The organism is Streptomyces sp. NBC_00094 (assembly GCF_026343125.1).
In the GTDB taxonomy this organism is placed as follows: Bacteria; Actinomycetota; Actinomycetes; order Streptomycetales; family Streptomycetaceae; genus Streptomyces.
In genome coordinates, this window is sequence record NZ_JAPEMB010000001.1 from 1 (window position 1) to 23,809 (window position 23,809).

Genomic DNA, 23,809 nt, shown 5'->3' on the forward strand with positions numbered 1-23,809 from the left:
CTCACCGGCCAGTCCCGCGCGGCGCCGTCGTGGAGATTGTGGTCGACGGCGAGACCAAGCCGGTGGCCGTGAAGCTCAGCGTATGGATCTCCAACACCAAAACGAGGAGAGACCGGCTCACCGCCGACCAACTCGACGCCCTGCGGGAACTGGGCATGCACTGGGCGTGACACAGGCTGCGGCCGGTCGTTGGATCTGACGGTCAAGCAAAGGGCACAGAGGCCCCGGGACGTCGCTGGCTCCCGGGGCCTCGTGCTGTCGGCGGCCGGTGGCTCCGCCAGGGCCGACCCTGCAACGCGGGGTGCAACGCAGAGCGGAAGAGGTCCATCGTGTGGCATCGCCGCAGGTTGATGAGGATCTGCCAAATCGGCTCTGGCCGGAGTTTCGTGATGTCCCGGCTCGCCCAGCCCTGGCCACAGCAGATCCCCGGTGCGCCTATACGGGTCACTTCCGGGCGTCCCCCGAGCGAAAGACGCTCGGTGGGGGTAGGTCGCTTCGCGCAAGGTGACCTTGGGATCCGTGAGGAGATCAGCTGTGTACGCAGTAATTCGGCGTTACGAAGGAGTGACTGACTCTGCCGAGGCGGGACGCCGAGTGGATGAGGGATTCGTGCCTCTCCTCCACCGAGTCCCCGGCTTCGTGGCCTACTACTGGGTGGACGCCGGGGACGGAGTGATGGTCTCTACCAGCGTCTTTGAAGACCAGTCCGGGGCCGAAGAGTCGATCGAGCGGGCGGCGGACTTCGTAAGGGACAACCTCGCGTCGCTGCTCCCCAACCGTCCTCAGGTCACGGCCGGCATGGTTGTGGCTGCTGGGTAGCGACCTACGAAGGGGGCCGCTGGATCCCAGCCACCTCCACTCCGACGACCCGGCCCTTCACGAAACTCCGGCCAGAGCCGCCAAATCGGCCAGTGTTGCTCTTGGCTCCCCAGTTGGCTGCTTCCGTCAATCAGGGCTGGATTTCGTTCGCTGCGCTAGATTCGGGGCCACTCAGCCATCAAGGGTTCCTTCAGCCTTGGAAGCGGCGGTCCAGCACGCTTCGGATCGCTCGTTGCGGCCCCGAGTGCGGCTGGCCGACATGACGCTGCACACAAGCCGAGGGGCCGCGGGCGGGGTTCTCAACACGGGTCATGGGCCCACGCGTTGATCCTGCCGCCCTATGACGGGCGGGCTCGCCCCAGCACAATGCGCGTGGAGCCCCGCCGACAACGGCTGATCCTGGGCTCGTTGAGGAGGAGGACCCTCATGCAGCCCGAAGTCATGTCCGCGCTGATTGCCACAGGAGGCGCCGTGATCGGCGTCGCCATCGGGATACTTGGACCGCTGGCTGCCGCCCGCATCCAAGCACGGGGAGCGCGGGAACAGGCGGATGCCACCGTTGCCGCCGCCCAGCACGCCACCAAGGGGCAGTACCGGGCGGTGATGGATCAGCAGGCCCGCCAGGCCCGACGCGATGTCTACAGCCGGTTCCTGGACGCTGTCCGCGTCGTGGAGCAAGCGATACTTCGCGGGCCGCAAGAGGAACTTCGCCAGGCTCACCGGGTGCTGGGGGAGGCTCAAGCCCAAGTGGAGATCGAAGGACCCGACGAGGTCCAGCAAGCCGCCCTGGAGGTCGTCCGCAGCCTGACCTCGTGGGAATGGGACCGCGATACCGCTGACCGCCTTGCGCGGAGCGTCGAGGCACTGAACCACCCCGATCCGTCATGGTCCGCCGGGCAGCAGGTGGCAGCCGCTGAATTGGTTACGGCTATCTCCGCCATGGAAGCGGCGGTCATGACGGCGAGCAATCAGGGAGGGTTCGAGGACTGGCGGAAGTGGAGGCGGTTCCTCGTCGGGGCTAACAACCCTGAGTCGCAGTTTGGACGGCGGGATCTCCTGCGCGTCTATGGCGATGTCCTGCCGTCGGACGACGTCTCCGCGTCGTTCGACAGTGCCCTGGCCCGCGCGCGCGATGCGGCCGCCGCCGCCGTTTCGGCAGGTGTCTTCTCCGCGTCACCTAGAGAGCTGCTCGTGTGCTTAGCGGTGCGCGGGAAGGTAGTACCGGGCGCCGACATCCACGAAGGGAAGCGCAGCCATCGGAAGGACCAGGAGCGGTTCCGCAGCGCCGCCCGCCAGGCGTTGCACGAGGTCCCAGAGCTGTAGCGAAACCGCTGCGTGGGTGCATATCCTGGGCTGCCGACCGGGTGACGTGACGGTCGACCGTAGTCCCTTGAGGCGCCGCCTGAACCTGGACGACAAATTCAGCCAGACGACGTGGGTTTCGGACGGGCCGTATCTGCTTGATCGATGAATGACCTCTGCCGAGCAAGACTCGCCTGCCTTTGACCACGAGGCCTACAAGCAGCGGAGCACCGTCGAACGCTGCATCAACAATCCGTGCGGAGCCATCGCGCCAGATCTGCGGCGAGCTGGTCGGCGGCCTGCCCAGGGGGGATCAGGTCGAGCGACTCCAGCAGCCGCAAGGGCAGGCGGGGCTCATCCGCGTCCGGGTAGTCGCCGATCGCTGGCTCGGCACTCTCCACACAGCCATCAACCCCTGGCGACGTCATCGCGGCGACCTCGGAGGCCGAGCAGGAGTACCCGAAGATGGGTCAGGCTCCGGCCAGCGTCACGGCCTCCGTCAGAGCGAGTGTGGGCCGGGATGTAGCCGCTCGGCCTACCGGCGCCCAGCAAGGGCTCTCTCCGAGGAAATGCCACGTTCGTGAGACTGCACCGCATGCCATCACTATGAGACGGCTCGAAGATTGCCGGCCAGAAGCCCGACCCATGCCATGAAGTCTGAGACCCTACAGCCCCCAGGCTATGCAGACCACCGCCGACCGCCTTCCGCCGCCTCTCACCGGCCAAGCAGCAGAGTGCCGAGCAGCAGGTCTCAACGCATCAACAACTGTCCCTTCATCCGTACGCGGGTGGGGACGTTTCAAAGAGCGTCATCGTGGCATGGTGCTCCTGCTCACCGTCCCGGCCGTCGCGCCCGGACTATGTAGGTTTGGCTCATGGTTGATGACTGGCGGAAAGACCGGGTCGGGGCTGCTCTGAGAGGAGAGAACCCGACCGTGTTGCGGCGCCTCACAGCAGGGTTCGCGGTGATCGGCGACGTGCAGTTCCTGCCTGGATATTCAGTCCTTCTCGTAGACGAACCGGGTGTGCAGCAGTTGTCGGACCTGCCGAGAGCGAAGCGGTTGTCGTTCCTGTCCGACATGGACCAGCTCGGTGAGGCAGTCGAACGTGCCTGCCGGCACCTGGACCCGGCTTTCCGGCGGGTCAACCTGGAGATTCTGGGGAACAAAGACCCGTTCCTGCACGCCCATGTGTGGCCGCGGTTCGAGTGGGAGCCGGCCGATGTTGTGGGAGCTCCGGTCTGGCTGTACCCGCGTGCCCGGTGGAGCGACGAGCGTTTCAGGCTCGGTTCCCGGCACGACGTGCTCCGCGAAGCGATCAGCAGCGAACTGGTTCGGTTGCGCGCTTGACGGCGCTCGGTGGCGTCGCCGTTCAGGGCGAGGGGTCCGAGCGGCCCACTTGGCCAGGCTTCCGGGTGATGGTCGGCGTGTGGATGACGGCGCTATTCGTCACTCGTGTCAGCCCCAGTGCGTCACGGCCTGCCAGCGTGAACTACCAGGTCGTTGGGGCTACTGCGCTGACAACCAGAGGACGAATCCCCACTCCCACTCCCCCACCGACCATCAGGTCGATCCTCTCCGCCAACGTAGGCGTGTGCACGATGGTCGTTCCCCGACCTGTTCGGGGGCTCTGAGATCTCACCGGCGGTACGTGACGCCGTGATCGGAAAGGTCACCGGGGACGAGCGGGAGGACACCCGGATCGGTACGGCGACCGTCCTCGCCCCGGCATTCGTCGGCACCCTCACGGGGCGGCGCCGTCGAGCACGAGCGACCTCAACCGGCTGACCCGTGGCTGCGGCTGCGGCTGCGGCCAGCGGAGGCAGCCCCGGAGGCGTAACCGGCCTCAGAGGTCATGCGCCGTACCGCCCTGCTGAGAAGCCGAGCCCCTTCGGGTGACGGGACAGACACCCCTCCCGGCCCCGACAGGCTCGGAGTGCGCCGCGGCGCCCGGCGTCGCCGCACTGAGCTGGTCCAGGATCTCGTCGGCGAGCAGATCCTGCGGACCCTTGAGCGCATCGGCGGCCGCCCGGTCCGAAGGAAAGACCAGCTCGGCCGCGATGTTGTCCTGCACGATGCGAGCGAGGTTGTCCAGGGCCACGGACACCGGGTCCGAGAGCGGCTCGGCGGCTGGCAGGTCGATCAGATGGGTGGACACCTTCGCCGGGTTCATGCACGGCCGGATGATGATCGAGTTCTGGTTCAGTTCGGACGTGGCCCACTGGGAAAGCACGACCGTGTACAGGTCCCGCCACGCCTCCTCACCGATCCGGGCTCGCCACTTCCGCAGGATGTCCTGCACACCCGCGATCTGGGCCTCGGCCGCGTACCTCATGTTGGTGCGGATGCCCGCGTACACGCTGTGGGAGAAGTCCTCGAACGACCTGATGTCGAAGGACCGGGCCTCTGTGGAGACCTGGATGAACGAGAGTGCGCCGTCGAGTACCCGCTCGCACGAGACCACCATCTCCGGCGGGATGCCGGCCTGGTCGAGCTCCCGCCGGGCGGCGGCCAGCGTGTCCGCGTACTGCCGGAGCGGTGTGATCCAGTCGGTGTTCGCGGTGTCCTTGAACGCGACCATGGCGAGGTCGTGCGAATCGATGCGGTCCGCGCCGGGGACGTTCGGAATCCTGCCGCTCAGGTGGGGCGCGATGATCGAGAAGACGCCGAGCGGCACATGGCTGACGGACTTCGCCAGCTCGAACACCTCCCCGACGGGATGCAGCGACTCCTGCGTGCCGTCGTGGACGAGGGTGAACCTTCCGCCCTTGGCGTCGTTCTGGACCACGAGGACGGGACTCAGCTGCGCGATCAGATCCGACTTGAGCGCGGCGTAGTGCGACCGCATACCGCTGTTGACCGCCACGATCGCGTCGCGGGCCCCACGACGCCGACCGGCCAGGGCGTCGGCGGGTGCCCCGCTCCCGTCCTCGGCCGCCGCCGGTGAGGCCGCGAGACCCGCCATGACGCCGACCGCGGTGGTACGGCCGAGGAAGCTTCTGCGTGTGGTCATTCTCCGCCTTCCGTAAGGGCCCACTCGCCGGGCGAGGGGCGGGGAACACGAAGTGGACAGCGCGCGCGGCCTGCCTTCCCCGCGGGAAGGCACCGGCGCGCCGGTGTTCCCGGCAGACGGACAACGATCCCGAGCACACGCGCGCATCGGGTTGTCGCGTATCGGGTTGCGCGGCGGCGACCCCGTACCAGCTCGGCGCCCGCTCGGCCGTGAGCTGTTCCAGGGCACCCTGTGCGGTTTCCTACAGCACCCTCGCCTTCCGACTCACCGAGACTTGCGCGGGACCGTTCTCCTCCACCCGCCGCTCCACATACGGCACGGTCCCGCCAGAGCTCACAGCGCCTGATACCGGTCGATACCGCCGCCCGAACCGCCTCCGTACCTGCCGGTCCTGGCGTCTGGCGCGCGAGACCGTTATGGCGGCCCACTACCACCCTGTGAGGAGATCCCGTGCTCGAAAGCTTCGGCGAGGCACTCGCGGACCGGGAGTACTACCTGCCGCTGCCCAGCGTGGCCGACCCCGGGCCGCGCTTCGCTCCTGGCGAGGTGCCGCCGGGCCTGCGCGGATCCGCCCAGGGCATCTGGACGGTCTGGGGCAGTCCGCGGACCGGGCTCGCCGAGCAGGGCTGGAAGATCCACGTGTCGGCGCGGCTGGACCGGGCGCAGCACGTGCTCGACACGGTCGCCGGGATCTGCTTCTCCGAAGGTGTGCCGTTCAAGCACCTGAGCGCCCGGCTCTTCTTCCTGTTCCTCCATCACAAGCACGCCGTGCGGGCCCAGTCGGGCAAGTTCTGCACCGTCTACCCACCGGACACGGCGACCGCCCATCGGCTGCTGGAACAGCTGCGCGACGCACTCGACGGGGAGGAGGGGCCGTACGTCCTCACCGACCGGCGCTTTCGCGACTCGCGGACGGTCCATTACCGCTACGGCTCCTTCGACGGCGCCCGCAGCCGGGTCCGGGCCGACGGTACCCGGGAGGGGATGATCCGCGACGGCTCCGGCCGCGAAGTCGTGGACTCGCGACTGCCCGCCTTCCACTTGCCCGCAGGGATCACGGACCCCTTCGTCGAACAGGAGGAGCAGCCGCACGCGGGCCCGATCCTGATCCGCGACTACGAGGTGACCCGCGCAGTGCGCCTGAGCAACGCCGGCGGCGCCTACCAGGCCCGCGACCGGCGGACCGGCCGCACCGTCTTCCTCAAGGAGGCCCGCGCCCACAACGGCCTGGTCTTCGACGGGACTGACGCGCAGCAGCGGCTGCGGCACGAGTACGACGTGCTGCGCGAGCTGCACGCGGCGGCCCCAGGGGTAGGCCCGGAGCCTTTGGACCACTTCACGGAGTGGGAGCACGACTTCCTCGTCACCGAGCACGTCGCGGGGCAGCCGCTGGTGGGCTGGCTGAGCCGGTCATCCCCGCTGGCCCGCGCCGACCGCTCGGCCGAGTCCGTCGCCGCGTACTACGAGGCGTGTCGGCGGCTGCTGGCCGCGCTGGACGCCTCGCTCGACCGGCTGCACGCCGCCGGCTACCGGTTCGGTGACCTCAGCCTGGGCAATGTCCTGGTCACGCCTTCGGGCGGGGTCCGGCTCGTGGACTTCGAGGCGGCCTCGGCGCTGTCCGCGGCCCCGTCCGGGATGGGCACTCCGGGGTTCACGCCGCCGCCCGGCCTGCGCCGGGCCGACGCCGATCCGCTGCTGCAGGACCGGTACGGCACGTCGGCAGTCGCGCTGGCCTTCCTGGCCCCGTTCAACGAGATCGCCGAGCACGCGCCCGCCAACCTCGCACTACTGCGTCGCGATCTGGCGGACGTGGCTCCGCCGCAGGACCTGTGGCAGCGGGCGACCGCTTTCCACCTGGCGAAGGACCGGGCGCAGGAGCAGAACGGTCCCGACCGCCCGCCCTCCCCCGTCGAGCTGGACACCGATCCGCGCGCCTGCCTCACCCGGCTGGCCGAGGAGGTGGCCGCGGGGCTGCTGGAGATGGCTGACGCCGACCGGCCGGACTGGGCCTTCCCGCCTTCGCCCGAGGCGTTCCGGACCAACAACGTGTGCCTGGCCTACGGCACGGCCGGGGTGGTGCACGCCCTCCACCGCACCGGGACTGCGGTGCCGGAGGAGATCCGCGAACGGCTGCGCCACGACACGCTGGCGCTGCGCGACGCACTGTCCCCCGGACTGCTCGTCGGCTCGGCCGGCATCGCCCAGGTGCTGGCCGGCCTCAGCCGGCTGGACGAGGCCGTCGACCTGCTCCGGGACGCCGACGGCCACCCGCTCACCGCCTCCTGCGGCACGCTGGCCGGCGGGCGGGCCGGGGTCGGCCTGGGCTGGCTCGCCCTGCACCGGCTGACCGGGGAGAGCAGCCACCTGGAGCGGGCCGCTGCGGCGGGGGAAGGCCTGTTGCGCACCCCCGACCTGCCGGCCGCCCTTGGCGAGTACGACGCCCGCGGCCTGCTGCACGGCCGATCGGGGCTCGCCCTCTTTCTCCACCGCCTGGCCCGCGACACCGGCGAGGCCCGCTTCCTGGAGGCGGGCCGTCTGCTGCTCCACCAGGAGCTGGACCGCACCTTTCCGCTGGACGACGGCACCCTGTCGATCTCCGACAACGCACAGCTCACCCGTGCCATGCCGTACCTGGCCACGGGTGCGGCCGGTCTCGCGGCGGTGCTCACCCGCTACGTGGCCACCGCGCCGGACGAGCGCTGCGCCGCGGCACTGCCGCGGCTGGTCGCCGGCATCCGGGTCTCCTGCGCCACGAAGGAGGCGGGCCTGTACCGGGGGCTGGCCGGACTGATCTGGTCCCTGACCGAGCACGCCGAGCTCACCGGCACGGACGCCGCCCGCAGGGATGCCGTACGCGCTGCAACCGGCCTGCTGAAATACGCCGTCCCGTACCGACGCGGTGTCCGCTTCCTCGGGGCGGGTTCACAGCGGTTCACCGCCGACCTGTCCAGTGGCGGGGCCGGTGTCCTGCTGGCCCTGCACCGCCTGCTGGCCGGCCCGCTCCTGACGGGGCCCCACCATGCGCGTCCCCGGCTCCCTGCAGCCTCCTGACGTCACCGGACGGGCCTCCCATGAACCCCTCGGCACGGCGGCGAACACCTCCGTGCCGAGGTATGCAGTGACCAACCGATACAACCCGACAGGAAAGAGGAGGTCATCCATGAGCCAGATTCTCGCGCTCCAGGCCCTGGACACCGAGCAGGAGGCCGACGCCTTCGTCCCCTGCTTCAGCGTCGCCTGGAGCATCAGCGACATCTTCCCCGACCCGATGTAACAAGCCGGTACCCGCGAGGGCCGGAACCGGTGATCCTGCCACCGGTCCCGGCCCGCTACGTTCGCCGGCCCGACGGTCGGCGGTTGACCGGACACCAAGCGGGGTTGGGCGGCGTTCCTCTTCGCTCCCACGCTCGTGGGCACCATCTACGGCATGAGAAGCCGTCGCCATACCGATCATGGAGTCTGTCGATCGAACGGGAGTCTCGATCGGGTGCTCGCGGGCACTGCCCGGCATGAGAGCCGGGCCTGGCGGTATACGGCGAAAATCCAGGGGAGCAGACGGCCGCGCGCTGCTACGGTCGGGCGCCATGAGCTGGCTTCCCGATGACTTCCTCCACCCCGTCCTGGTACCGCTGCCGGGCGGTGGCCATCACCTGCGGCCGATCCGGGAGGCGGACACCCCGCTCGACTATCCGGCTGTGATGGGTTCGCGCGAGCGGCTGTGGACCATCTTCGGCCCGGCCTGGGGCTGGCCCGCGGCCACCATGACCTACGAGGCCGACCAGGCCGACCTGTTGCGGCACGAGAAGGAGATCGCCGCACACCAGTCCTTCAACTACGCGCTGTTCGACGCGGCGGAGACAGCGCTGCTCGGCTGTGTCTACATCGACCCACCGGAGAGGGCCGGCGCGGACGGCGAGATCTCCTGGTGGGTGGTGGACGAGCTGGTGGGCAGCAAGGTCGAGCAGGCCCTCGACGCGCTGGTGCCGCAGTGGATCGCCGCCGACTGGCCGTTCGAGCAGCCGCGCTTCCTCGGCCGCGAGATCTCCTGGTCGGACTGGCTCGCCCTGCCGGAGCATCCCGACACGTAAGTGGTTGTTGCCCGTACCGATCTCGAAGGCTGTCGATCGAACGGGAGTCTCGATCGGGTGACTGCGGCGGTTTCCGCGCGTGAAAGCAGGGCCTCCAGGTACCTCGGGGGTGCGATCCCATTCCGAGTGGTTCCCGAAGGCCCTGTTGTCTTTGTTGTACGTGCCTGAGCATGTTGACTTCAACTCGCCCGCCGTGTCGTGCGATTGCCTCGCGCACGTGTACGGCAACGCGGCCGACCATCCGAACCGGGTGCGCAGGTATCCGTGGTCATGACGGACGCGGAGTGGGCGGCCGTCCGGCCGCTACTGCCGGTGCTGGCCTGGTTCCAGGGGCGGGGTGGACGGCCCGAGGGCTACTGCCACTAACAGCTGTTGGACGCGATCCGCTACCTGGTCGCGGGCGGGATCTCGTGGCGGGCGATGCCCGCGGACTTCCCCGCATGGGCCCGGGTCTACGCCTTCTTCCGCCGCTGGCGCGAGCAAGGACTGATCACCGAGTTCCACGACCGGCTGCGCGGGACGGTCCGTGAGCACGAGGGCCGCGAGGCCGAGCCCACTGCGGGGATCATCGACGCGCAGTCGGTGCGGGCCGCCGCGACGGTGCCAGCCGCCTCACGCGGCTACGACGACGGAAAGAAGGTGCCGGGCCGCAAACGGCACATCGTGACCGACACCCTCGGCCTGCTCCTGGCCGTCGCGGTCACAGGTGCGAGCATCGGCGACCCGGGACGCCGCCGTGGGCCTGCTGATGCGGCTGCGCCGCCTGCACCGCGACATCACCCTCGTCCGGGCCGACGGCGGCTACACCGGCTCCCTCGTCGGCTGGTACCGGGACAAACTCGCCCTGACCTTGGAGATCGTCAAACGCACCGACGACATGGCAGGGTTCGCGGTGCTGCCAAGGCAGTGCGTGGCAGAGCGCACGTTCGCGTGGTTGATGAACTCCCGCCGTCTGGCCCGGGACTACGAGACCCTGCCCGCCACCAGCGAGGCGATGATCCGGTGGCCGACGGTCACGCGGATGAGCCAGCGTCTGGGACGGCCACGGTCCGCCGGCCGGCCGGCACCGAACGCCCCCGACGCCTCCAGGAGGAGCCACCCGCGCTCCGCCAGGCGCCGGGCTTTCGACCGCAGCCCCTCGACCTTCGCCGGCGTCGCGTCAAGGCCCAGCTCCACCGCGATCTCCTTGGCCCGAAGCGGTCCGTGACCCGTGGATCGCCGCTGTTCCAGCACGCCCAGAATGCGCTGATAGTCCGGCGCCGGAACCGTCACCGGCAGCCCTTCCCGCCAGGGCCGCACCGTCGAACCCGATACCGGCGCGAGCGACAGCACCGCTTTCTCCTCGGCCTCGGTCCCGGCGGTGGTCGTGGTCTCGGCAGACCAGGCTTCCAGAGCCTCGACCAGCTCTTCCCGCGCGATCACCCGCTGGTCCAGCTCGACCTCGGCGGCCTCCAACACCTCAGCCAACCGAGCGACTTCCTCCCGTAGCCCTTCCCCCCGCACACGGGCCGCTGTCTCCCGCTCCTCCAGCATTCCCAGCACCGACGCCATCGCGCACCCCTCGCTCACGGAGCGGAAACAAGACGCCGGATGCCTCTCTCATTCCGAGCTACACCATGCCTGACCAGCAGAAATCAACGGATCACGTTCGATTGAGATACGGCTTCTCACCCCAGAGCACTGCGAACCTGGTTGATCCCGGGCTGACGCTAGGCGCTGAGCCGGGATGGACCGGCGGTTTGCACCGAATCTTGACTCAATTAAGTGGGACAGGCCACGCTCCCTCGCCTTCGCCGTACCCGCCCCGCCTCCCCCGCCCAGGCCGACGAGGTCCTGAACGGGATCACCCCACTGCCGGCCGCCGAGGGGATCCTCTGCGGCTACAGGCGGGGGCAGATTCTCAGGCGTTTCCGGCATTGTCGGTCTCCGGTGCTAGCGTCGCCACCATGGCAAACCGTTCGTATCTCTACTCCGCAGACTCGATGCCGAGCGAGGCAGAGGTCCCCAAGCGGATCCGATGCATATCCGAGCACAACTGGGACATCCCTCTCGCGCATAAGCTCATGGTGGGGCGTGGAACGACGATCGTCCCGTCCATGATCTGGAACCCTCCGATCGGCATCGCCGGGGACTACGCCAACGGGGCGGCCCTGCTCCGCGACCTCCTGTGTGCGGTCGGCAAGGGCTTGGAGGACGACGCCGAGTTCGCCGAATGCGTTGCCAGGACCACGGCCCACCTTGAGAAGCAGCAGGCGAAGTACTTCGTCCTCGAGACCGGGGAGATTGTCTCGATGACGGACGACGATCCGGCAGCGAGCGTGCGGCGTCTGGTGTCCGAGGACATCCCCGAGGCCGTCGCCAAGGCCGAGGCCGCAATCGCCGGCCAGAACGATGACTGGCTGGCCTCGGTCCGCGCTGACTGGCAGAGACACTTCGCGTCCTTCTACAGCGAGGCTCTCTACTTCTCCTTCCCCAGCTGACGGGGTTTCACCGTGGCAACCAGGCCGGTCCCGTTCAGGTGAGTGGTCTGCATGCCTCCACCCTCCCGGCCTAATAAAGACTCCGGCAGGAGTTGTCCGTTGCCCCTGAGAAGACGCAACGGGCAACGAGACGGGGCGTACGGACGGACGGACGGGGACCGTCCGGGCCGCCTCCGCGAGCAGGGTGTCACTGGATCGAGCGTCGGCTGTGGCCGGCGGCCAGCAGCGCATGGACGGTTGCGTGCTTGGCGCGGGTGCGGTGGGCGAACCGGTGGGGCGCCTGCCCGGGCCGGACCTTCGTACGAAGGCGCGGACTCACGTCGCGGGGCGGCAGTGCACGCTGACGGCGTAGCCGCAGCCTTGGTAGTAGGGATCACCGCTCCAGGTGGCGTAGCGCTGCCGCAGGGTCAGTCCGGCCTGGGTGCACCAGTGGTCGAACTCTGTCAGGGTCACTGTGGGTTCCGGCAACGGCAGGTGCGCTGCGTCCAGTCCCATGCCCGTGACCAGTAGACCGCCGGGGCGCAGTGCGGCGGCCAGCTGCCGAACAACCATGGGTTCGGTGCCCGGGGCCAGCAGGGGGATGACGTTTCCGGCGGCGAGTGCCATGTCGAAACCCTGATCCAGGCCGAGGGTGTCCAGGCGGAACAGGTCACCGAAGAGCCATTCCTGCGTGGGGGCGTCTCGGCGGGCCACGGCGAGCATCGAGGGGTCGACGTCCACGCCGGTGCAGTGGTGGCCAAGCTCCGCGAGTCGGATCGCGATCCGACCGGTGCCGCAGCCGGCATCGAGCACCCGGGCGGCGGGCTTCAGCAATGCGGTGCAGAAGGTGGCCTCGCCGTGGATGTCGTGGCCTGATTCGGCGAGCTGCGCGAAACGCTCAGCGTAGTCCTCTCCGGATTGTCCGCCGGTCAGTTCCGCCCAACGGTCGCGTTGCCCAGTCATGTTCCCAGTGCCTTCCGGTCAGCCTCGCCCCGCAAGCAGGAGCGAAGACGGTGGCATCACACTACGTGCAGCCGTAGGTGCGCACCTCGCGAGGCACCCAGTTCGTCACCCTCGAACAGCACGCCGGCTCGATGGCGGGAAGGGGTTCTATTGGTACGGATGTGCGGGCTGGTAGCAGCCAATTCGCCAGCGCGCAGTCGCTCCTTGGCAGCCAGCGGGTCACCCCGTGACAGAGCAGCCAATCCGCTGCTCTCTCCCACACACACCACCAGGCACGCCGCACACACCAACGCTGACGCCCACCCACTGCCACCAATGCGCACATTCCCACCCCCGAAAGGCGGTGGAGGTCCCGCCCGACGGGAGCCAGACCAAGCTCGGCATCTGGTACAGCAACACCAAATCGAGGCGGGACAAGCTCGCCCAGGAACAGCTCAACGCACTCGCCGAACTCGGCATCGAATGGGCTTAGACCGTGTCTCACGTGGTGATCTTGGAGAGCTTCTTGTAGCAGGTCATGACCGCAGCGAAGCCGAGGAAGGCTAAGACGTCATCTCATTTGGTGAGTCTGCGGTAGCAGATGAGGGTGCAGGCGATGCTGGTGAAGGCGAGGAAATGGTCTGCCTTGCGTTCGTAGCGACGGTGGAGGCGGCAGCAGCCGGCAAGCCAGGACATGGTTCGCTCGATGGTCCAACGGTGTCGGCCCAGCCGCTGTGAGGACTCGATCCCCTTGCGGGCGATGCGGTGGGTGATGTCGCGTCCACGTAGCCATCGTCGCAGGTGGGGGCAGTCGTAGCCCTTGTCCGCGTGAAGCTTGCCCGGCTTGCGCCGCCTGCGCCCACGGCGGGAGCGGATCGGTGGTATGCCCTTCACCAACGGGATCAGGGCTTGGCTGTCGTGCAGGTTCGCGCCCGAGATTCCGACGGAGATAGACAGACCGGTCCGCTCGGCGATCGAATGGATCTTCGATCCGTACTTGCCCCGGTCCACAGGATTCGGACCTGTCAGGTCCCCCTTTTCAGGGCCCGCATGTTCACCGAGTCGATCGCGCAGCGGGACCAGTCCAGCTTGCCGCGGGCACCGAGCTCGTCGAGCACCACGCGGTGGAGCTTGGCCCACACCCGAGCCTTCGACCACTCGCTGAACCGCCGATGGGCGGTTGCCCCTGACAACCCGAAGGACGCTGTCGGCAGTTGCTGCCACGTGCAGCCCGACGTGGCCACGAACACGATCGCCGCCAGCACCTCCCGGTCGCCATGCCGACGCCGACCGCCGCCCTGAGGTCGCGAAGGAGCCTCCGGCACCACCCTCTGGAACAGCTCCCACAGCTCATCCGGCACCAGCCGCTCAACAATCCCCACGACCTGTCGCGCCTACGACTTGCTGGAGCAGACGGCCCCAGTCCAGGTCGCCTGGAGATCACGGCAGACAATGGTGAGCGTGCCGTCCCAGCAGGCGATCTCGTGGCTGCAGCCGACCCTGTGCGGCAGGATCTCGTCGAGAATCACCGTCCCGAGGTCCGTTCCTCGGTCCTCGTCGGCGGGATCGATGACGAAGCTGGACACCCCTGCGTAGTGGATCAGCAGGTCTTGGTCGTGCTTCCAGCAGTTGTGCCGGAACTCGACCTCCATCTCCTCACCACCAGCGCCCCGGACGGCCCGAAGCGTCAGGTCCTTCACGCATCGACTGCTGCGAAAGTCGTAGTGGTCCGCGTCAGTGGCGAAAGTCCGGGCGCCCGGCGGCAGGTCACCGGAGATCGAGGGCAGATGGCTCAGGTAGCGAGCCGGATCCAAGACCCCTGACAGCTCGCCAACCTGCGCATCAAGATTGACGTACTCCATCGACCTTCGCCCCCGCTCATGGCTTCCCACTGGCTGACGAATCGTCGCACAGGCTCACCAAATGAGATGACGTCTAAAAAGTGACCACCCTTGCGTTCATAGCGGACGGATCAGACGGCGGTATCCCGAAAAACCATGAGATCGACCTCTCGATCTTCCACCGGTGCCTTCCGAGACATTCGGAGGACTCCACACCCCGCCGGGCGATCCGTGGAGTGATGTTGCGTTCGCGTAGCCACGCCAGGTTGCCGGCCGAGTGGTACGCCTTGTCGGCCCGGACCTTGTCGGGGCGTCGCCGACGGGGGCCGCGGCGCGAGCGGACAGCTGGGATCCCGAGGACGAGCGGGCCAAGCGCTTGGACATCGTTGACGTTCGCGGCGGACACCCCAACGACCATGGGCAGCCCCTGCGCGTCGGTCAGAACGTGCAGTTTGCTGCCCGCTTTGCCTCGGTCGACCGGATTCGGCCCCGTCAGCCCCCCCTTTTTTTCCGCGCGCACCGAGGCCGCGTCGACGATCACAGAGCTCCAGTCGAGTCCGCCACGGGCTCCGATCTCGTCCAGAATCACGCGGTGCAGGCGACGCCACACTCCGGATGTGGTCCAGACAGAGAACCTCCGGTGAGCCGTCGCCGACGACACTCCGAATGTCGATGGCAGATACCGCCACGCGCACCCGCTGGTCAGCACGTACACGACGGCCGTGAATACGGCGCGTTGGTCGATCGGCGTGGTGCCACCGCCCTGCGGGCGCGAGCGAAAGGACGGCAATACCGGCTCGACCATGGCCCATAGATCATCCGGCACGAGCCGCTGCGACAGGTCCGTACCCATGAACGATAATGATGCCGCTGCCAGCCTGCCCGGCACGGTTGCCGGGGCGTTGGGCTGGTTACCCCGGTCCACCTCAGAATGGGCGCATGGCTCCTCTTTCCACCAACCCGCGCTCGTTGAACGCCGACGAGCGCGCAGCGCTTGAACACATCCTGTCGGCGGAGTTCGATGGCGCGTCGCAACTGCGGAGTCAGCTGGACCGCACCGAGGTGACCGCTGTCTGGGGGCCTGACTCCGTGAGCGTCGATCTGCAGGTCCGGGAACCGTGCGAGCATGCGGCATTGCCGACAGAGCTCGTTCCCGTGGACGCGCCCGTGTATGACGCGTCCGGTTCCTGCGTCGGCATGATCCTCGTATGGACGGACCAGGGAGCCACGCTCGCGGCCCTGGAATTCGCCTGGGTCACCGACGAGATGCCCACGTCTCTCCCGACCATTGTGGACGGCCGGCTCAGCCGGCCGTCCTGACGACTCCGCCCGCCCTCAGCGCCTACGCCCCGCAGGGGACGAGATCGCCACGTGAGACACCGTCTTAACCAATGAGACAGCACCTTGAGTTCATCCAGAACACACGGGTCGAAACCCTCCAGAGAGCCTGAACACCCGTCGGTTCCCGACGAAGAACCCTCAGTTTCGCTGAACCCGCGGGACTCGAGGCCCTGTTCTCGTATAGCTACGGCCAGGTGGCGTGTAGCGCTGCGTAAGGCTAGGGCTGCGGCCCTGACAGCTCTTCAGCGCCGGGCCCCGGACTCCAGGGCGTTGACGCGGTTCTCGTACTCGCGGTGGGCCTTGCGCTGCGCCGCGACCACCGGGACGCCCTGGGCGCCGTCGAGCGGCTGGCAGAGGGCGAGGAACTGGGCACCTGGGCGGAAGGTCATCGCTCCTCGGGGGCGGTGGGTAGGGCATAGGTACCCGGTCAAATGCGTTGTCGAGGCAGTAGCCTGCTGTCAAGATCGTTTGGTGAACATGCCACAGCACCGGAGCGCCCCTTCCGTACGTCCCATCACCGACGCCGACGTTCCCACTGCGGTCGATACTCTCGCCCGCGCCTTCGCCGACTACCCCTTCACGCGGCACGTGATCGCGGCGGATGGTCATGAGGAGCGGATTCGGCGTTACCAGGAGCTGTGCCTGACCCGTATCGGCATGGTGTACGGCCGGGTCTGGGTCGCCGACGAAGGCCGCGCCGTGGCCGTCTGGGCCGTTCCCGGCCAGGACCCCTCGCCCGCCTTCGCCGAACTCGGACCGCTCCTCGGCGAACTCAGCGGCGACCGGGCCGCCGCTTCCGAGACCGCGGACACGGCCATGGCCCCGTACCGGCCCGAGGAGCCGGGGTGGTTCCTGGAGACCGTGGCCACCGCCCCCGAGGCCCAGGGGAAGGGCCTCGGTAGCGCCGTACTGATTCCCGGCATCCAGGAGGCCGAGCGCGCTGGGTATCCGGCGTTCCTGGAAACCTCCAGCCAGGCAAACGTGCAGTTCTACGAACGCCTCGGCTTCAAGGTCACCGCCGATGTCCAGCTCCCCCACAACGGCCCCCGCACGTGGTGCATGCGCAGGGATCCTCGCTGACAGCCTGAGAATCCGACCGGCGGGGGCTGGGCTCAGACCGCCTCTTCGTCCTCTTCGAGCCCCGCTGCGACCTCTCGGTTTCGTGTCAGTGCGCCACCTGCACCAATACCGCCCTGTGGCAGTGGAATCGCCGCGATCTCTCGCACCCATGACAGTGCGCTCCACTCGGGAAACCGACACTGAGCGTTTTCCAACCTCATGCTGATGCGTGGTGAAGGACGAGGACGGCCTTCACCACATCGGTGATCCCGTGGTGTCGCACGGCGGTCAGGTCGCGAGTCGAGCCGGGCAGAGCGGGCGAGGCCCAGAGCAGCCGTCCGAACGGATCGGTGAGGACCTGCACGTTCATGCCGTGGCGCTTGTGTTTCCCGGAGTAGTAGGGGGTGTCGGCGGCGATGCGGTCGACCGGCAGCAGGGTGCCGTCGAGGATGACGAACGCCTTCTCCCGGATCGTCTGCATCGCCTCGGCCAGGGACGGGGCGAGGGTGGACAGGGCCTCGACGGCTTCTCGTATGCAGCGGTAGACGGTCGCGATCTTGATGCCGAACCCGACGGCCAGCTGGGCGTACGTGTCACCGCACCGCAGGTGGGCCAGGGCGAGCAGGGCCTGACGTGCGGCGGAAAGGCGCCGCCAACACGTTCCGAGCTCCAGCCGCCTGGTCTCCAGCCGTCCGATCAGGAACCGCAAGGTGCGGCAGGACAGATCAATCGAGGACGGATAGACAAGCACGCGAAGCTCCTGGCGGACACGGGCGAGCTTGGTCGAGAACCCGTCTACCAGGAGCTTCGCCGTTGCGCAGGACTGTCCAACTCGCGGTCAGCACCGCCGGCTTGGAAAGGGCTCACGGCCGCTGCCCGCGGCCTCGCCGTCTTTCTCACCGATGCCGAAAGCAAGACATAGCTCGTCAGCCGCGCCTCTGGGTCCCGGCCCGGACAGCAGGGTCTCCGCGGAGCTCTTCGTGCCCTCCTTGCTTACTCCGCCACTCCGTCCATGACCGCAGCGAGTTCCGCGATCAGGTCCGCGTCACGCATCCCGGGAAGGACGTAGCCTTCGGCTTCGTCCCACGGAACGTCGAGGTCGTCCATGTGTACTCGCCACTCGGCACCCGGCACGGCCCGGCGCAACTCCGTGACGGAATCCAACACATGGGCGATCACCGGCATCAGGCGACCGGAGTCGTGCGGCATTTTGGTGGACCCGGCAAGGACCTCTCCGGCTCCGACCGCGTCCCCGTCATACACGCACAGGCTTTCCTCGTCGTCGTAGGGGAACGACGCCATGTGCGCGGCGACGACCCGCGCGACGGAGGCCAGCTCGGCCTCGGTCAGCGGTGTCGCGCGGTGCGCGCTGTAGTAGAGGGAGACACTCATGAACGACAGCGTACGACGAGGGTGCGACAGCCCCGGCCGAAAGCGAGCGCGAACCCTGCCCCCCGCCTCTGCGCCCGGTCAGCAGGAGAGGCGGCTCTCGTCTTTCCCCGACCGCGCCGGCGGCGCCGTGCGCTTGAGGCGGCTTCGGAGTTCGCCCTCGGCCGCGGCGTACTCGGCAGGCAGCCCGGGCAAGAGGGCGAGGGCGAACCCTGCCCCCGCCTCTGCGCCCGCAGGTCTTCCCGGACCGCCTGGAACAGCACGACGGCGTCCATCGGGACCAGCCGGTGGCGCCAGGCGGGATGGGCGTGCGTCGCCGCGTAGTGGGCGGTCAGGGCCTCAACGGGGGACAGCTCCGCTTCGCACCGGCGCAAGAACACTGCCAGGCCGTACCGGTTGACGATGTCGCAGGTCTCCTCGACCCGGGCCTGGTTGCGGTGGTGCGCGTCGTGGATCTCGTAGAGCACGGCGTACATGAGCGTGCGTTCCCGGTCCGTGCGCGGAGCCGGGGACGGTTCGTCCCTCAGCAGCGCCTCGATGTCCTTCACCACGCATCAGCGCGAGGTGGGAAAACGCTCACTGTCACGTGAGCACCATTCGGGCCTCCACGGGCCCATGCGACTCCTGGAGACTCCGGGGAACGCCTGGTACGCGTACTGCGAGGGACAGGAGACGGGCCAGTTCGTTTCCGACCCCAAAGTGGTCAGCATCCTCTAGTGGAAATGTGCCAGGATGCGGGCACAAGCTCTGTCCCCTGAGGAGTCCGTGAGCCTGATGCGGGAGATCCGGGGAACGCTATGAGCACCACTGACCTGGCCTGGTTCAAGAGCAGCTACACCGGCGGCAGCGGCGACGACTGCATCGAAGTCGCCCCGTCTTGGCACAAGTCGAGCTACAGCAGCGGCGGCGGTGGCGACTGCGTCGAGGTCGCCCCTTGCGCCTCCGCCGTCCACGTCCGTGACTCCAAGAACCCCACCGGCCCCCAGTTCTCCCTAGCCCCGGCCGCCTGGACGGAGTTCCTGACCCGCGTCGCCTGAGACGCCTACGCAGTGCGTAACGGCCCCGCCCCCCGGAGGGACGCGGGGCCGGTGCACGTGTGGTCTCGGCGTGAATACGATCAAGAACTCTTTCGGCCGTCTGCCCGCAGTGGGGCTGGCGGTGCTGATGCTGGCCGCATCGTTGGTGTGGTTGCAGGCAGGATCGGCGTAAGCGGCGTACGACAACTGCCCGACCGAGAACTTCTGTCTGTACACCGAGGCCGGTGGGAACGGCGAGATGGTCTCGTTCTCCCTCCAAGGCGGTCCCGTCCTGGACTACAAGACTGAGGCTGCCCTGACCGGGAAGACCTTCGTGTCCTTCCGCAACAACACGACCTCGTGGGCCTGTCTGTACGACGGCCCGAGCTACGGCGGGGACAAGATGCAGTCCGTCCGACCCGGGCACCTCGGGGGTGACCTGCCCAAGGACGAGGGCGTTCAGGAGGTGGTTCCCGCCTCGCACAAGTTCGCCAAGTCCAAGCCGGGTTGCAGGACCGGGTTCGAACGCTGCCAGGCCACCCGTGTGTGCATCTTCCAGGGTCCCAGCGGGCGCGGTGTGGCCGCGGGGACGACCCAGCCCGATGTTCTGCCCAACGGGGTGCTGGGCAACAAGGACTACTCGGTGACCTGGGACGACAAGGTCGTGTCCGTCTCGAACCGGTCGGACAAGTTCGCCTGCTTCTACGACACGGCCGGCTACGGAGCGTGGCACATTGGCACCTGGACCATGCGGGCGTACGTCGTTCCGCCCGGGCAGGAAACGACTCTTCCCACGCTCCACCAGCGACAGATCAGCTCCCACAAGCTCGCCGACGCGGAATCGAAGTGCTGACCATGGAGAACGACACCACCCGATTCAGGGGCCGTCCTCGCACGCGCCGTATCGCGGCCGTATCCGTCGCCTTGGCGACGCTCGCCCTGACACAGTCCACGGCGACCGCCGCGAACAACCCGGCGGCCAACGAGGTCACGTCGATATTGGACGGTCTGACGGCCAGCCCCCTGACGGTGACGGAGGGGATCGAGCGGACGACGTATTCCAGCGCGTCCTCCGATCTCGTCGTCCGCGTGGCGGTCATCGATCCCGACATGGGCGCGATCTCGCTGGGCAGCACGTTCGGCACGGCGGTGAGCGTGAAGGAGACCACCACCGCGATGCTGGACACCGTCGGAACAACCGGGAACGACGCACCCTACGTCGGTGTCAACGGCAGCTTCTCGGTCGCCGCCATGGACCAGGACGCCGCCGGGAAGCCGATCCGCGAGGATCGGTCGGTCCCGATGGTGGCCTCCGTCCAGGAGGACGTCGTCCAGGGGGCGTCCTGCATGAACGGACAGAACGCGGTCGTCCTCCAGCACGGACGGCCTCACTTCACCAGAATCACGACCTCGCTGGAGATCACGTCCGACAAGACGACCCCGGGCCTGACCGACGACGTCAAGCGCTCCGTCGACGGCGTCAACCGCTACCCGGGCTGGATCCCGTTCTGCCGGCAGGAACTCAGCGACAGGTACCTTCCCTTCACGAAGGACGCCGCCGGCAACGTCACCTACTACGACGAGAAGGGCCGGGCGCTCAAGAGCGGCCCCTACTACGAGGACGACAGTGAGATCGTCGTCTTCACCTCCGCCTACGGCCAGAAGACGCCGCTTCCCGAGCACACGCCCTTCGTCGCGGCGGACAACGCCCAGGGAGTCGAGGTCGCCGTCGACAAGGACGGCTACGTCATCGCGGTGAAGTCCACGCGTGGCGGCATGGATATCCCTCCGAACGGCATGGTGCTCCAGGGGATCGGTCAGACGCAGGCCGACGGCGGAGCGAAGTGGCTCACCGACAACGTCGAGGTGGGCACGAAGCTCAGCTACAGGCAGAGCGTCAAGGACATCGGCTTCACCGACGAGACCACCGACGACGAGGACATCCCTCTCAACCCGGCGTATCCGTCCGTCGACGTGATCAACGGCACCCACCAACTGCTGCACAACGGCGAGGTCGTGGCCAGCACGGAAGGCAACGACGACCTGGACCCCCGTACCGCCATCGGTGTGGACGGCTGGGGGCGCACCATCCTCGTCGCCGTCACGGCCAAGGCCCAGGATCGGCTCGGTGTGCCGATCTACGACCTGGCGAAGATCATGGAGGACCTCGGGGCCGTCGACGCGCTCAACCTGGACGGAGGCGGCTCCACCACGTTCGTCGTCGACGGTCAGGTCAAGAACGTGCTTTCCGACGAGAAGGACGGGAAGGGAATAGAACGCCCGGTGTACGACAGCGTCTACGCCGGACGAGGCGGCTACGCACTGCCGGCCACCGCGAACTGACCCGCGTGGCCTGAGGCTCGTGCGTCACACCGTGCGTACCGGCTCCGCTGCCCCCGAGGGGCGCGGGGCCGGTACGCGCACGTGTACACCAGCGCGAGCGCTCCCACCCCCCCACGCCCCGTACCCGATCGCCGGTTCCAGGCCGAACTCGCCGCGGAAACACGTCGCTTCTTCCGCAGACGCCAGCGCCAGCGCCAACCGCACATCGTCCGCGGCTATTTCAGCGGCCCGCACGTCCGCTACGTCCTGGACGAGAGCCCCATGAGTTTCTGATCAATAGGGCCCGTCTTCAACGCCGTTTTGGGTCCCGATTTCTGTTTACGTCAAGTCGGTGAGCCCGCCCTACCTGCTGTCTCGTGCCTTCTCGTAAGCGGCCAGTTCCCCCGCATTGCCGATGCTGGCCGGGCCGCACCGTGGCGGCAGGCGATCGATGACCATCGCAACTGCGGCCTGCGCGCTGTCGGTCTCGGCGATCCGAGGGCTGCTCCGATGCGGTCCTTCGACGTAGGACCGGCCGTCTCTCAGCGTGCCGATGTACGGGATGTCCCAGGTGTAGTCCATCTCCGTGCACCTGCTGAAGTGCAGCTCCCACATACCGGTCCACGGGGAGAGATGACGAAGCAACGGTTCGGCATGCGCTACCCGCACGGGCTTGGCAAACGGTTCCAGAAGCGGTGATTCTTCCGGCCGGGACGGTTCCCCGTAAGTGGTCAGGGTGTCGTGCCAGGCTGCCTCGACGATGCTGGTCATACCGCGATTGTGCGGGGCAGCTCTCGCGGCGCCGCGGCCCGCCGCTCGGCGAGCGGCAGCCGCAGGATCACCGGGTAGATAATCACCATTGGCGCCGCCTGCGTCAGGCGACCAGCTCGTAGATACTCCGAGCTGTCAGCCAGAGGCCGGCGAGCAGAGCAAGGGCGACGATCAGCTGCTCCTGGTGGTCTCCCAGCCAGTTCCGTAGGGCATTCAGCCGCGCGTTCGCGGCCCTGGGTGCCCAGAGCCTGTAGATCGCCATAACGATGAGGCTGAGTGTGGCCAGGAGGCAGTAGCCGGCCAGTGCGAGCCAGTCGGCTGCGGTGGAGAGGTTCGCATCGACGGCGGTCGCGGCACCGGCGCCGACCAGCCCCCAGGGCTGCAGCAGCCACGCCAGACCGGCTGCCGCGACCAGAGAGGCGTTGTCGATCCGGGCCGTCCAGCGTGGCGGGCCGTGCGGGCGGGGCAGCCGGCGGTACCGATACACCCCGTACACCACCAGCGCCAGACCGATGGCGAGTTTCACGACGATCGCGGCGGTCGAGGGCACGCTGTGACGGGCCGGGGGTTGCCCGCCGGTCAGCACCACCACGACAGCGATCACCGCAACCAGGTTGGCCAGCCACGACAACAGGAACGCCAGACCCTGACGAACGCCGCGCCGAGAGGAGAGCAGCAGGATGAAAGCGCTGTTGTGCAAAGGTCCCAAGGTGATAGCCGTACCGATCACCACCAGGTCGAGGGCCATCGGACCAGTCACTCCCGGATATCAGGGTCGCCCGCCGCTCGTGGACGAGGGACCGGCCGACAGAAGGAGGCGGCGTTGCTACGGTGCGCATCCCGACTCTGCTGTGCGGCGTCCCAGCCGGTCAAGCAGGCCACGCCCATGAAGCCCTGCCGGTCTGTTGGAAACCGCATCACAGGCACACGTCTGCCTCGGCTTCAACGAGGGCAGTGACAGCGGAGCTGGCTTCTGCCGCACGGCATCAACGGTGGCTGGTCCTCGCATATGCAAGACGGTGAAGATCCGCAAGGACGGGAATTCGGCTGCCGACCGGACCGCGGCTTCAGGGACGAGGCTCTTGCCGACGGGTGAATTCCTCGGCCCGTTTGAAGCGCGGGCGATGCGGTTTGTCAGACGTGAGGCGTCAGGCCCCGGCTTCCTGGCCGCAGGCGGAGCAGGTCACGTCGTGCACCTGCCACACAGGCCAGGCATCCCTCTGCCGTTCTTCCCGCTCGTCAATGATGAGCTGCAACCGCTCGTCATGCGGCGCTTGCTGTACCTGACCGGTACGGTCCCTGCCCAAGACGACGCAAGTCTGGCCACGGCCCGCCTCACAACGCGGACATGGCTTCTTGGTCCAGTACGCCCGGCCGACCTGGTTGCGCAGAGGCACCCGCTCTCGCGGCCTGAGCGGCGCGGATGTCTGGGACGAGATGGGCATGGA

Annotated in this window: 21 protein-coding genes and 6 pseudogenes; 16 read left to right on the forward strand and 11 right to left on the reverse strand. The window is 68.0% G+C overall.

Going from position 1 to position 23,809, the window contains the following annotated elements:
- From OG580_RS00005 to OG580_RS00020, 4 genes and pseudogenes are all read left to right on the forward strand, one after another.
- A pseudogene (locus OG580_RS00005) lies at positions 1-170 on the forward strand (helicase); the annotation flags it as partial.
- 424 nt (positions 171-594) lie between these two features.
- Positions 595-819, forward strand: coding sequence for a hypothetical protein (locus OG580_RS00010; RefSeq protein WP_267041552.1), 225 nt, complete (start codon positions 595-597; stop codon positions 817-819).
- 426 nt (positions 820-1,245) lie between these two features.
- Entirely contained in the window at positions 1,246-2,142 is an 897-nt protein-coding gene (locus tag OG580_RS00015; RefSeq protein ID WP_267041553.1) for a hypothetical protein, read from the forward strand.
- An 854-nt stretch (positions 2,143-2,996) separates the two neighbouring features.
- Positions 2,997-3,470 (forward strand): diadenosine tetraphosphate hydrolase, encoded by a 474-nt coding sequence (locus tag OG580_RS00020; RefSeq protein WP_267041554.1) that lies wholly within the window; start codon positions 2,997-2,999, stop codon positions 3,468-3,470.
- A gap of 496 nt (positions 3,471-3,966) precedes the next feature.
- Here OG580_RS00020 and OG580_RS00025 read toward each other — a convergent pair whose 3' ends face one another.
- Positions 3,967-5,133 carry a twin-arginine translocation signal domain-containing protein gene (locus OG580_RS00025; RefSeq protein ID WP_267041555.1) on the reverse strand — a complete coding sequence of 389 codons (1,167 nt, stop codon included), beginning with the start codon at positions 5,131-5,133 and terminating at the stop codon, positions 3,967-3,969.
- Between the two features lie 450 nt (positions 5,134-5,583).
- Here OG580_RS00025 and lanKC point away from each other — a divergent pair, with 450 nt between their 5' ends.
- The 4 genes and pseudogenes from lanKC to OG580_RS36110 form a co-directional block, all read left to right on the forward strand.
- Positions 5,584-8,184 carry a class III lanthionine synthetase LanKC gene (gene lanKC / locus OG580_RS00030; RefSeq protein ID WP_267041556.1) on the forward strand — a complete coding sequence of 867 codons (2,601 nt, stop codon included), beginning with the start codon at positions 5,584-5,586 and terminating at the stop codon, positions 8,182-8,184.
- A gap of 533 nt (positions 8,185-8,717) precedes the next feature.
- Entirely contained in the window at positions 8,718-9,221 is a 504-nt protein-coding gene (locus tag OG580_RS00035; RefSeq protein ID WP_267041557.1) for an N-acetyltransferase, read from the forward strand.
- Positions 9,222-9,641: 420 nt separating this feature from the next.
- Positions 9,642-9,884, forward strand: a pseudogene (locus tag OG580_RS00040) (IS5/IS1182 family transposase); the annotation flags it as partial.
- 85 nt (positions 9,885-9,969) lie between these two features.
- A pseudogene (locus tag OG580_RS36110) lies at positions 9,970-10,161 on the forward strand (IS5/IS1182 family transposase); the annotation flags it as partial.
- A 23-nt stretch (positions 10,162-10,184) separates the two neighbouring features.
- Here the strand turns inward: OG580_RS36110 and OG580_RS00045 are convergent.
- Positions 10,185-10,772 (reverse strand): hypothetical protein, encoded by a 588-nt coding sequence (locus tag OG580_RS00045; protein WP_267048241.1) that lies wholly within the window; start codon positions 10,770-10,772, stop codon positions 10,185-10,187.
- Between the two features lie 395 nt (positions 10,773-11,167).
- Between OG580_RS00045 and OG580_RS00050 the strand changes: the two genes are divergently transcribed.
- Positions 11,168-11,701, forward strand: a complete 534-nt coding sequence (locus OG580_RS00050; RefSeq protein WP_267041559.1) for a hypothetical protein — start codon at positions 11,168-11,170, stop codon at positions 11,699-11,701.
- 315 nt (positions 11,702-12,016) lie between these two features.
- Here OG580_RS00050 and OG580_RS00055 read toward each other — a convergent pair whose 3' ends face one another.
- From OG580_RS00055 to OG580_RS00070, 4 genes are all read right to left on the reverse strand, one after another.
- On the reverse strand, positions 12,017-12,643 hold the full coding sequence (locus OG580_RS00055) for a bifunctional 2-polyprenyl-6-hydroxyphenol methylase/3-demethylubiquinol 3-O-methyltransferase UbiG (RefSeq protein WP_267041560.1): 627 nt from the start codon (positions 12,641-12,643) through the stop codon (positions 12,017-12,019).
- A 555-nt stretch (positions 12,644-13,198) separates the two neighbouring features.
- Positions 13,199-13,998, reverse strand: a protein-coding gene (locus OG580_RS00060; RefSeq protein ID WP_267047834.1) for an IS5 family transposase whose coding sequence is annotated in 2 segments (ribosomal slippage) — positions 13,199-13,660 and positions 13,663-13,998 — 798 coding nt in all. Because the reading frame shifts where the segments join, the coding sequence is not laid out codon by codon here.
- An 18-nt stretch (positions 13,999-14,016) separates the two neighbouring features.
- Complete coding sequence (locus OG580_RS00065) at positions 14,017-14,484, reverse strand: hypothetical protein (RefSeq protein WP_267041561.1); 468 nt, start codon at positions 14,482-14,484, stop codon at positions 14,017-14,019.
- 73 nt (positions 14,485-14,557) lie between these two features.
- Positions 14,558-15,316, reverse strand: a complete 759-nt coding sequence (locus OG580_RS00070; RefSeq protein WP_267041562.1) for an IS5 family transposase — start codon at positions 15,314-15,316, stop codon at positions 14,558-14,560.
- An 86-nt stretch (positions 15,317-15,402) separates the two neighbouring features.
- Between OG580_RS00070 and OG580_RS00075 the strand changes: the two genes are divergently transcribed.
- Positions 15,403-15,783 carry a hypothetical protein gene (locus OG580_RS00075; RefSeq protein ID WP_267041563.1) on the forward strand — a complete coding sequence of 127 codons (381 nt, stop codon included), beginning with the start codon at positions 15,403-15,405 and terminating at the stop codon, positions 15,781-15,783.
- A 263-nt stretch (positions 15,784-16,046) separates the two neighbouring features.
- Here the strand turns inward: OG580_RS00075 and OG580_RS00080 are convergent, their stop codons facing one another.
- Positions 16,047-16,193, reverse strand: coding sequence for a hypothetical protein (locus OG580_RS00080; protein WP_267041564.1), 147 nt, complete (start codon positions 16,191-16,193; stop codon positions 16,047-16,049).
- 88 nt (positions 16,194-16,281) lie between these two features.
- Between OG580_RS00080 and OG580_RS00085 the strand changes: the two genes are divergently transcribed.
- Positions 16,282-16,884, forward strand: a complete 603-nt coding sequence (locus tag OG580_RS00085; RefSeq protein ID WP_267047835.1) for a GNAT family N-acetyltransferase — start codon at positions 16,282-16,284, stop codon at positions 16,882-16,884.
- A 232-nt stretch (positions 16,885-17,116) separates the two neighbouring features.
- Here the strand turns inward: OG580_RS00085 and OG580_RS00090 are convergent.
- Positions 17,117-17,614 (reverse strand): annotated as a pseudogene (locus OG580_RS00090) (transposase family protein); the annotation flags it as partial.
- A gap of 242 nt (positions 17,615-17,856) precedes the next feature.
- Complete coding sequence (locus OG580_RS00095) at positions 17,857-18,255, reverse strand: hypothetical protein (RefSeq protein ID WP_267041565.1); 399 nt, start codon at positions 18,253-18,255, stop codon at positions 17,857-17,859.
- A 576-nt stretch (positions 18,256-18,831) separates the two neighbouring features.
- Between OG580_RS00095 and OG580_RS00100 the strand changes: the two are divergent.
- The 5 genes and pseudogenes from OG580_RS00100 to OG580_RS00120 all read left to right on the forward strand — a co-directional run.
- Positions 18,832-19,053 (forward strand): annotated as a pseudogene (locus OG580_RS00100) (Scr1 family TA system antitoxin-like transcriptional regulator); the annotation flags it as partial.
- On the forward strand, positions 19,050-19,289 hold the full coding sequence (locus tag OG580_RS00105; protein WP_267041566.1) for a DUF397 domain-containing protein: 240 nt from the start codon (positions 19,050-19,052) through the stop codon (positions 19,287-19,289). The pseudogene OG580_RS00100 and the gene OG580_RS00105, both read left to right, overlap by 4 nt.
- Before the next feature lie 184 nt (positions 19,290-19,473).
- Positions 19,474-19,656: pseudogene (locus tag OG580_RS00110) on the forward strand (peptidase inhibitor family I36 protein); the annotation flags it as partial.
- Positions 19,639-20,121: a peptidase inhibitor family I36 protein gene (locus OG580_RS00115; protein WP_354006212.1), complete on the forward strand. Its 483-nt coding sequence runs from the start codon at positions 19,639-19,641 to the stop codon at positions 20,119-20,121. The pseudogene OG580_RS00110 and the gene OG580_RS00115, both read left to right, overlap by 18 nt.
- 2 nt (positions 20,122-20,123) lie before the next feature.
- Positions 20,124-21,611, forward strand: coding sequence for a phosphodiester glycosidase family protein (locus OG580_RS00120; protein WP_267041567.1), 1,488 nt, complete (start codon positions 20,124-20,126; stop codon positions 21,609-21,611).
- Between the two features lie 342 nt (positions 21,612-21,953).
- On the opposite strand, the gene OG580_RS00125 is transcribed toward OG580_RS00120, so the two are convergent.
- Together OG580_RS00125 and OG580_RS00130 are read right to left on the reverse strand one after the other, a co-directional pair.
- Complete coding sequence (locus tag OG580_RS00125) at positions 21,954-22,361, reverse strand: DUF6193 family natural product biosynthesis protein (protein WP_267041568.1); 408 nt, start codon at positions 22,359-22,361, stop codon at positions 21,954-21,956.
- A 103-nt stretch (positions 22,362-22,464) separates the two neighbouring features.
- Positions 22,465-23,109 (reverse strand): GAP family protein, encoded by a 645-nt coding sequence (locus OG580_RS00130; RefSeq protein ID WP_267041569.1) that lies wholly within the window; start codon positions 23,107-23,109, stop codon positions 22,465-22,467.
- Between the last annotated feature and the right edge of the window lie 700 nt (positions 23,110-23,809).